The organism is Calditrichota bacterium (assembly GCA_013151735.1).
GTDB lineage: Bacteria > Zhuqueibacterota > JdFR-76 > JdFR-76 > BMS3Abin05 > BMS3Abin05.
This window is the reverse complement of the sequence record JAADHR010000152.1, coordinates 1-7,643: the sequence shown is the minus strand read 5'-3', so window position 1 is coordinate 7,643 and position 7,643 is coordinate 1. Positions and strand designations below refer to the sequence as shown.

At 53.2% G+C, this 7,643-nt stretch carries 4 protein-coding genes; all 4 read left to right on the top strand.

What is annotated here, in order from left to right:
• The first annotated feature begins 392 nt into the window (after positions 1-392).
• Positions 393-1,313: a dihydrodipicolinate synthase family protein gene (locus GXO76_10970; protein NOY78376.1), complete on the top strand. Its 921-nt coding sequence runs from the start codon at positions 393-395 to the stop codon at positions 1,311-1,313.
• A gap of 314 nt (positions 1,314-1,627) precedes the next feature.
• Complete coding sequence (locus tag GXO76_10965) at positions 1,628-3,922, top strand: hypothetical protein (protein NOY78375.1); 2,295 nt, start codon at positions 1,628-1,630, stop codon at positions 3,920-3,922.
• A gap of 343 nt (positions 3,923-4,265) precedes the next feature.
• Complete coding sequence (locus GXO76_10960) at positions 4,266-5,165, top strand: hypothetical protein (protein ID NOY78374.1); 900 nt, start codon at positions 4,266-4,268, stop codon at positions 5,163-5,165.
• A gap of 55 nt (positions 5,166-5,220) precedes the next feature.
• On the top strand, positions 5,221-7,643 hold a 2,423-nt coding region (locus tag GXO76_10955), incomplete at its 3' end, for a hypothetical protein (GenBank protein ID NOY78373.1).

The following is a 7,643-nucleotide window of genomic DNA, read 5'->3' as shown; positions in this document are numbered from 1 at the left end:
CCCCCCTTGGCAAGGAGGGGATGAGTTGGGAGGAAAGGGGGCCATTTCTGCCGGCTCAATGACCGGTGACAGGAATCAACAAAAGGAATAACCAAAATATTTTCATGCTTGTCTCGGTACGATCCGCTATTCTTCAATTTTACTCCGGGATCGGCAGATCACTCGACGATTCTCACGGTCATTGAGCTTGTCGAAATGGCCGGAAGGTTCAGTCTGCGAAATACGGGAATTCTTGGTCACTTTGACTTGGTTCATCGACCGGTTTTCCCATGGCCACTCTTGCGGTAAAGGTTTTTTGTTTTGATTATTTGGGCCCCCAATCAGGGATGTAATAGAGTTTAATTACTTGTTTTATAAAATAAATGCCAAGAAAGATCATGAGGACTATTTCCATGAAAAAGAATTTTTTTGAAGGTGTGGTAACCCCTATGGTTACCCCTTTTCACGATGACGGCTCTCTGGACAGTTCCGCGCTGGAAACATTTACCAACTGGCTGTGTGAACGGGAGGTGGACGTACTGTTTCCGATGGGGGGTACCGGCGAGTACCAGACGCTGAATGTGGAAGAGCGAAAAGAAATCATTCGCGTGGTAACTGAAACAGCGGGCGGCCGCAAAAAGGTGGTGCCCGGTGTGGGGGGCAGAACCCTGAGTGAGACACTCACCCTGGTCGAAGAAGCCCAGAAGGCAGGAGCAGACGGCGTAAGTGTGGTGATCCCGGCTGCGATGGGTGAGTACGCCGGGGAACTTACGGCGTACTACGGAAAAACAGCGTCGGATTTTGAAACTTTGCTCAATTATTACAAAAAGATCAATTCGGAATTGGACCGTCCCTTTATGGTGTACGATTCCCGGGGACAGCTTACGGAAACCCAGATGCGGGAATTTGTGGCGGAACTCAGTCAGTTCAAGGGCATCAAATACCGCACCAACAATGAGGAGCATTTTGCGGACATTGTGTACGCCTCAGGCGACACGGTGAATGTTCTTTCCGGGATTGAATTCATTTACCTGGGGAATCTGGCGATGGGAGCGAAGGGTGTCGTTGGCGGAGGGGCGAATTTCATTCCGCATTTAATGGCAAAACTCAAGCGCCAGTACGAGGCAGGCGAAGTGGTTGCCGCCCGGGAAACCCAGTACCTGCTGATTGCCGCCGGGAAAAGCATGGCCGGGATGAGCTGGCCGTTGAGTGCCAAACTTCTCTTGCGGAAACTGGGGCTTCCGATCGAACCGGTCACGCGGGTGGATGCGCGCAAACACCCTGCGGAAAGCGAGGCACGCATGCTGGATTTTATGCTACCGCTCTGTAAGTAAAAAAATGAGCCACGAAAGACACGAATTTTCACGAATTGTTTTGGCCAGGATTCAGAGAACTTTCCAGAATGGGTTGTCATTGTAAGGAGTCCACCCAAGGCGGACGAAGTTGAAAATGCGCCATTGGCGTGCAATCCCCGTTGCGAGGCAAGTAAGTGGACCGGCTCCCGAATAAATAATGGGTGAAGTCAACAGGCAATTTCGAAAGGATGACCGTGAAAAAGGTTGGATTCATTATTTTGCTCAGTTTTACTGTCTTGATATCGTGTGGAAAATTCCCGCACAAAACCCACCGGCTGGACTTTTCCCACGCTATGCTGATTTCAGCCGACTCAGACACCAGTGCTCTGCGACAAAAAAGTCTTGAGTTTTTTCAGGAAGAAATCGCCCGGCGGACAGGAATCACCCTTCCCGTGCAACAATCGGCTTCGGGAATTCAGGCGCCCGCCATTTGGCTGACGACCGATTTGAAGACCCTGCCGGCTGATTTCTCCCCAAAAAAGCAGTGGCAAACAGCCAAAGACACGCTGGGTCATGAAGGCTTTCTCGTGCAGCAGGTGCTGTGGGCTGGACATCCGGTTTTGGTGGTTGCGGCGAATACCAACCGCGGCGTGCTTTTTGGTCTGGGTTGGCTGCTGCGCCAGGCCAATTGGGGTAAGGGCGTTCTGCAATTTCCTTCGAACCTTGCGATTTCGACCCGGCCGGCCACACCCATTCGCGGGCATCAATTGGCTTACCGGCCGCTTTCCAACACGTACGACGCCTGGACGCTCCGGCAGTACGAGCAGTACATTCGGGATCTGATTGTTTTCGGCACCAACACCATCGAGCTGGTGGTCTCAGCGCGGGGCAACCCGAAGGATCAGATCTTAATGAAACAGCCGCCGGACAAAATGAATCGGGCGTTGAGTCGGCTGATTCATTCCTACGGGTTGGACGTCAGCGTGTGGTCGGATGCAGCGGACGGCGATTACCGCGACCCGGCGCAGTTCAAAAAAGCCCTTCGGCTTCGGGAGCGCTGGTTCCGTTCCCTTCCGTACATTGACGACTGGTTCGTTCCGGGTGGCGATCCGGGTCATCAGCCGCCGGAGGTGCTGTTTGCCTTTCTGAAAAAAATGGCCCTTCTGTTGCACCGTACCCACCCGAACGCCCGGCTTTGGGTGTCTAACCAGGGGTTTGACGAAGCGAAAAACAAGGTGTTTTTTGATTATTTAAGCCGGGTAAAACCGGATTGGTTAACCGGTGTGGTGTACGGTCCCTGGACGCACCTGTCGCTGGAGGAAGAGCGCGCACGGGTTCCGGCGCGGTACAAAATCCGGCGCTACCCGGACATCACCCACAGCGTGCGATGCCAGTATCCGGTGCCCCATTGGGACCGGGCATACGCCATCATGGAAAACCGCGAGCCGATCAATCCCCGTCCTGTGCAGATGGCCCATATTTTTAGGCTTTACCGAAAACGGGCGGCGGGATTTGTGACGTATTCCGAGGGCGTCAACGACGATGTGAACAAATTCGTCTGGAGTGCCTTGGGGTGGAATCCTTCTGAACCGGTAAAACAAATCCTCACGGAATACAGCCGCTGTTTTATTCTTCCCGATCAGGCCGGAAAACTGGCAAAAGGAGTTTTTGATCTCGAAAAAAATTGGGACGGCCCCATTGCGAAAAATACGGGCATTGTAAGCACGCTGCAGCTCTGGCAGGCACTGGCCGATTCTCACCCGGCGTTGGTTCGGGAAAACTGGCGGTTTCAGCAGGGATTGTTTCGGGCGACCTACGACGCTTTCGTTCAACGGCGGAATCGTCTGGAAACAAAGCTGGAAGATCGGGTGGATTCGGTGTTGCGGAAGGCGTCTCAAACAGGGGTGATTCGCGCTCTGGAGCAGGCCTCGACCCTGCTGCAGGATCGCCCTTCCGACGACGAAATTCAGCGCTGGGAAAAACAGATTGTAGCGCTGGGGAACCGCCTCAATCAAACCATTGGCATGCAGTTGAGTGTCCCGTTGCACCATGCGTACAATTCAGAACGGGGGGCGTTGCTGGATGCCCTGGATGTTTCCCTGAACAATCGGGAATGGTTAACCGGAGTGTTGCGCAGTATTGACGTTCTTGGCGATCCCGCTGCCCGGCTCAAAGCGATACGGAAGGTCGTCAATTGGGAGGACGCCGGCCCCGGTGGCTTTTATGACGATCTGGGAAATGCGGCCAAGGAACCGCACCTGCTTCCTGGAAAAGGATGGGAGGCCGACCCCGGGTTTGTGGAATCCGCGCAGGACGAGTTTTCCGGCCAGCCCCCGCAGCGCCTTTCCTGGCGGGATCAGGCTCAAACCCTGTACCAAACACCGTTGAAGCTGCGCTACACCGGTTTGGACAAGGGGGCCCGCTACCGGCTGCGGGTCATTTACACCGGACGATTTCATGCGACCATGTCACTGACGGCCAACGATTCCATTGTGATTCACGGCCCGCTGAAACAACCCCGGCCTGTTGTGCCGCTGGTGTTCGATTTGCCCAAACGGGCAACCCGCTCCGGAACCCTGGTGCTGACCTGGAAACGCCTCTCCGGCCGCGGCTGTCAGGTGGCGGAGGTGTGGCTGGAGAAACGGTAGTGCACAGCTCTTTGGTGGACTGGTTTTGGAAGATCAAAGAATTTTTTTCTGAAAATACAGGAAACATGAGCGGTCGTCGAGTGATGGCTGGTGGCTGAGCGGAGTTTACACTGAACTTATCGAAGTGTCGAAGGCCAGCCATCGTATCGAGACGAGCGCGTAGACGTTAGCCAAGAGCCCCGGAATCTGTTGGCTCAAGGCTTTCTGCTGAGGGCCTTTTTGCGGTTTGGTTTCCGGTTGCCTCGGTACGCGTCGCCTTCGGCAAACCACTCGGTGACCGATTTTACGTGGAGTGACATCAACGAACACTTTGGCCGAAAAAAGCCTATTTCGGGATGACAAAATGAATCTGACAAAAAAATCGATCCGTTTTTTGGGATTAATTGTTTTACTGGCCCAATTGGCTTTTGGCTGCGGAACGTCGAAGTCAATTTCGATTGACCATTATTACGATTACGATGCCAATTACCCGCTCCGACCGGAAGTACAATTGGTGCGGGCCACGGACGTGGATTCGTTGTTTCACGTCACGTACAAGAGCGTGCACCAACAGCGCGTGCCGGCACTCCTGAATTTGCCGCGGTCCGGCAAGCGGCCTTTGCCGGTGATCCTGTTTCTTCACGGGCTGGGGGATAACAAATCTGTGGACTACATGGATTTTGGTACCCGCGCGTTTGTACAGGCGGGCTACGCCGTGTTCCGAATTGATTATGCCCTGCACGGCGAGCGCCGGGATCCGGATTTTAAATTCAATTTGCGAAAGCCCTACCCGTTTACCACCCGTAATGCCATCGTGCAAACGGTGTTCGATTTGCGCCGGGCAGTGGATTATTTGCAATCGCGGTCGGACATTAACCCGGCGCGCATCGGTTTTATGGGTATCAGCCTGGGCGGCATTACCGGGGCTGTTTTTTGCGGGGTAGAGCCGCGCGTCAAGGTTTCGGTTCTGGCTCTGGCGGGCGGGGGGCTCAAAGTCCTTTTTGGCTACAGGATGTTCTCCGCACGGGTGGGCAATCTCCTGGCACCGATCGAACCCCTGAATTTTGTAGCGAAAATTGCACCGCGTCCGGTGCTTTTCATCAATGCCAGCCGGGACGAAGTCATTCCACCTATGTTGGCGAAACGTTTGCAAAAGGCGGCAGGCAAGCCGAAACATGTGGTGTGGTACCCGACAAAGCATCGTAAAATTCCCCTGAAAGAATCCTTTCAGGAGGCGGTTGACTGGTTTAAAAAATATTTGTAAGGATCAAATAATTTAAGAATAGTTTTTGGAAATTCCCTTTTCTATCGGAGGCTGTATGAAAACATTTGTCACCCTTGGGTTTCATTCGGATGTGGTTTGGTTGGAAGATCAGCGCGATTATGCGGTTTCACTTTTGAGTGATTTGCATCAGAATATTCTGGCAGCAAAACGGGATCCTGACTACGGATTTTTTGTACACGAATTGACGTACCTTAAGCCTTACCTGGATTTGTATCCGGAAGATCGGGAATTCCTTCGGAAATTAATCCGGGAGGGACGTGTCGGTACGGGAGGGTCGCACAGCCAGCCGTCGGAAACCATTGTTCAGGGCGAAAGCCTCATTCGAAATATTCAATACGGACGCTGGTACCACGAGGGCTTTTTGGGTGATTCGCCGGAAATTTACATGCCCTGGGATGTGTTCGGGCACGCCTGCCAATTGGCTCAAATCCTGAAGAAATCCCGGTTTCTGGGGTGTGTGTGGTCAAAAAACATTCGGGGAGCCCGGCCGGTTTTCTGGCACGAGGCGCCGGACGGTTCCGTACTGCTGTTCAGACGCGTGGATTACGGCCTTGGAATTGATCGGGGAGGACGGGGATTTCCGGTGACGTCGGAAGAAGATTTTTGGGAACACATTGCCCAGCACACACCCGAAATGGCCTCGCTGGGATTTTCGGTCAATTTGCGCCTGGATGCCGTTGATTTTAAGCCTCCCTCATCCTGGGTGGTTGGAAAGTGCGGTCGGTTTAAAGAAGGAAAAGGTTTGCCTCAGCAGGTGATTTTTTCGGGTGTGGCCCATCGGCAGTGGTTTCGCGAAGCACGGGCGGAAATCAAAGAAAAAAATCTGGATGTTCCCGTCATTGCCCGGGATTTTGAATGGCACCACCAGGGAACCGCCCTGTCCCGAACGGAATTTAAAATTGCCAACCGGATCGCCGAAAATCGGGTACTGGAGGCGGAAAAATGGGCCACCCTTGCGGCACTCTTTGGAGCCCGTTATCCCGATCGTGCCCTGGACAAGGTCTGGCGCCAGCTGCTGTTTTTGCATCACCATGACGCAATTACCGGTACCATGAACGACCGGTCGTATCTGGACCTCATGTCCGGTTTGCGGGAATCTCTGGAACTGGCTTCCGAAGTACGGCGGAAATCCCTTGTCAGTTTGGCCTCTCTGGTGCAGACACACCGAAATGAAACACCGGCTATTCCGGTTGGGGTGTTTAACAGTCTGAATTGGAGCCGAACGGATTTGGTCGACCTGACCATCGACGTTTCTTCGCTTCAAACAAACGGCCTGAAGGTAACCGACTCTGCGGGCAACAACCTGCTTTTTGAAATTCAATCGAAAAAAGTAGATGCGAACGGTTTTCTGCAAGAAGTCACTCTCCTGATTCGTGTGGAGAATGTACCGTCACTTGGTTACACGACCGTGTATTTGGAACCCTCGTCAGATCCTCTGCCGGAGCCGGTGGAAATGGACTCGCTTCAGATTGAAAACGAGTATTTTCGTCTGGAAGTCGGCGAAGAAAATGGCGGACATCTCGTTTCTATTATTGATAAGCAAGCGAATCGTGAAATTCTGGATACGGAGAAGGGTTTTGGCAATGAGATCGTGGTGATGGAAGAGGTAGGGGGGCGGCGGGAACCGTCGTGGGAAGTGTTTACAAACGGCGTGCGCCGATTCAGTCACGAGTTTCCGGCAAAAGTACGTGCCTTTCGGGGACCTTTAACGGAAAAATTCGTAGTGGAGGGACGAACCTTTTTGGCCAATCGCTACCAGGTCATCCGGCTGGCGAAGGGTGTCCGCCGGATTGATTTTCAAACCCGGATTTCGGATTATTCGGCTCCCCACCAGCTTTTCGCCGTGATTTTTCCGTTTCGCCTCAAAGGGGTGGAGCCCATTTTTGAAGATCGCTTTGCATTTTTAACCAAGCGGAAGAGCAAAGGAAAATACAGCTTCCAGACATCACAGAATTGGAATTATTCGGAGGCGGGTACCCGAAAAGCCAATCGGTGGGTGGAACTGGGGGTAAATGGCCGTATTTTGAAGGGCGATCAGGCAATTGCCACATTGGGAATGACGCACATCCTTTACCCACACGATCGTGAGGTCCAGAAACAGGCCTTTGTTCTGCAATCGGCTTTCATCCGGCGCGGGGTACCTGTGACACCGACGTACGATGATTACGACTGGCATCGGCGACGCACGCTTCCTCACGAAGATGCGCAGCTGCCCACGCCCGAAAATTACGATGAAGATTTGCCTTACGGAACCTCTTTCCGGCTTGCTCTGGATATCGAAGGGAAGAATCTCTACACACAGCGCGTGCGGGATCAGCTTCCGGAGGCACTTCGGCAGGCCTTTGACGATCGGCTGAAAAAAGAGGGGTCTGCGGTTTTGTTCACCGTTGATGAAAAAATCCCGGACGGCTGGCCGCCGCTGCCGGTTTTGTTGATCTCGGCAAAAGATGTGGAGGC

Excerpts from the sequence above, each read along its gene's own strand:
- GXO76_10970 (NOY78376.1), top strand. The coding sequence starts at position 393 with ATGAAAAAGAATTTTTTTGAAGGTGTGGTAACCCCTATGGTTACCCCT.
- GXO76_10965 (NOY78375.1), top strand. The coding sequence starts at position 1,628 with ATGCTGATTTCAGCCGACTCAGACACCAGTGCTCTGCGACAAAAAAGT.
- GXO76_10960 (NOY78374.1), top strand. The coding sequence starts at position 4,266 with ATGAATCTGACAAAAAAATCGATCCGTTTTTTGGGATTAATTGTTTTA.